The 1,809-nt window shown below is 64.6% G+C and carries 2 protein-coding genes and 1 pseudogene; 1 reads left to right on the top strand and 2 read right to left on the bottom strand.

Annotation, left to right across the window (positions count from 1 at the left end; translation table 11 throughout):
- A pseudogene (locus WBB85_RS04430) lies at positions 1-548 on the top strand (hypothetical protein); the annotation flags it as partial.
- Here WBB85_RS04430 and WBB85_RS04425 read toward each other — a convergent pair.
- Positions 527-1,183 carry an SPOR domain-containing protein gene (locus WBB85_RS04425; protein ID WP_432637416.1) on the bottom strand — a complete coding sequence of 219 codons (657 nt, stop codon included), beginning with the start codon at positions 1,181-1,183 and terminating at the stop codon, positions 527-529. The pseudogene WBB85_RS04430 and the gene WBB85_RS04425 sit on opposite strands and share 22 nt — an antisense overlap.
- 65 nt (positions 1,184-1,248) lie before the next feature.
- Positions 1,249-1,809, bottom strand: a 561-nt coding sequence (gene upp, locus WBB85_RS04420; protein ID WP_432637415.1) for a uracil phosphoribosyltransferase, incomplete at its 5' end; no start/stop codon positions are given.

Below are 1,809 nucleotides of genomic sequence, written 5' to 3'. Positions count from 1 at the left end.
CCGGTATCCGCTGCGCCGCACCCGAGGGGGGCGAGGCGCTGGCCCGGCTCCGCGACCGGCTTTTGGGGCCAAGCGGCCAGATCGTGGTCCTGCCTGACGGGCTGACGCAGACCAGCCACCTTCCGGGCGGCATCATTCTGCTGCCCCGCAAGCTCATCGAAGCCGGGAACAACCCCGATGTGATCGCCGGGGCCGTTCTGGCCGAAGACCTGCGGCAGCAAAGCAGCAATCCAACCGCCGAGCTTCTGCGCCATGCCGGATTGCGCGCCACTTTGACGCTCCTGACGACGGGCGATCTGCCGGGGAGCGGCGTTGCGGGATATGGTGAGGTTCTGCTGGACCGGGCGCATTTGCCGCTGACGCATGCCAGCCTCATCGCCCGCTTCACTGCCGCCGAACTGTCAACCACACCTTATGCCTATGCGCTTGATCCGACGGGCGAATCCGTTCTTGCGCTGATTGAGGCCGATCCGATGCGCAACACACAGGCCGAACCGGTCCTGAGCGACACCGAATGGGTGGCGCTTCAGGGCATTTGCACCGGCTGACGGCGACGGAACGCATCGGCAAACCCGGCCTCGCGGACGCGCCTGATCGCATCGCGATAGGCCGCCTCATCCTCGAATGGCCCGGTCAGAACCGAGCGGATCGGCCGCGCTCCCAGCCGTTCGCGCACAATCGTCACCGGCAACCCCATGGCCAGAATGCGGTCGGCCACCCGGTCCGCATTGGCCCCCACAGCGAACGCCCCGACCTGAACGAAGAACGGAGGGGTCCCCACCCCACTTCCCCCGTCAGACGTCTTGCGGCGTTGGGTTTCCGCAGGGGCCGGAAGGGCGGCCGTCTGAGCGTCAGGCTTAGGTTCTGCGTCCTCTGCCGGTGGTTCCGCGACGGTCGGGGTCTCATCCGGCTCCGGCTCTGGCATGACCTCCGGCAAAGCAGCGGTCGCGAATGTAGGATCATAGCCGCACACCTGCTGGCGGTCCCGGTTCAGGCGCGGCAACCACGCCACGTGGCCGCCGATCTCGCCCCGCATGAAGACACAGCCCGCGCTGTCGATATATTGATTGCCGGAAAAATCGGCAGGCGGCGTTTCTGCCGGCACCAATATCTCTGCACCTGCCTGCCCAATCAGGAAATTCACCGCAAAAACAGCGGCCACAGTCGTCCGGATCGCCCGCATCACTCGCCCCGCCTTTTGGTCCCGGCAGCATGCCAAAGCTGGCAACAACCGTAAAGGAAATGCACTTACTTCGTGCCGAACATGCGGTCGCCCGCATCCCCCAGCCCCGGCACGATGTACCCAAGCTCATTCAGCCGCTCATCCAGGGCCGCCGTGACGATTGGCACATCGGGATGCGCGTCTTTCATCCGGGCGACACCTTCGGGTGCTGCCAGAAGGCACATGAAGCGGATATGTTTCGCGCCGGATTTCTTCAGAAGCTCGACCGCCGCGGCCGAGGAATTGCCCGTCGCCAGCATCGGATCGAGCGCGATGACCAGTCGGTCCTCCAGATTGGCCGGAACCTTGTAATAGTATTGCACCGGCTGCAGGGTCTTTTCATCGCGGTAAAGCCCGACGAACCCCACACGCGCCGCCGGGATCAGTTCCAGAACCCCGTCCAGCAGCCCGTTGCCCGCCCGCAGGATCGAAATCAGCGCCAGCTTCTTGCCGTCGATCACCGGCGCGTCCATCTCACAAAGGGGCGTCTCGATCCGTTTCGTCGTCATCTCCATCTCGAGGGTGATCTCATAGGCCAGAAGCTGGCTGATCTCGCGCAGAAGACGGCGGAAGGAATTGGTCGAGGT

It is taken from the genome of Albidovulum sp. (genome assembly GCF_049646345.1).
In the GTDB taxonomy this organism is placed as follows: Bacteria; Pseudomonadota; Alphaproteobacteria; order Rhodobacterales; family Rhodobacteraceae; genus Albidovulum.
This window is presented reverse-complemented; position numbering and strand designations above follow the sequence as displayed.

Excerpts from the sequence above, each read along its gene's own strand:
- WBB85_RS04425 (WP_432637416.1), bottom strand. The coding sequence starts at position 1,183 with ATGCGGGCGATCCGGACGACTGTGGCCGCTGTTTTTGCGGTGAATTTC.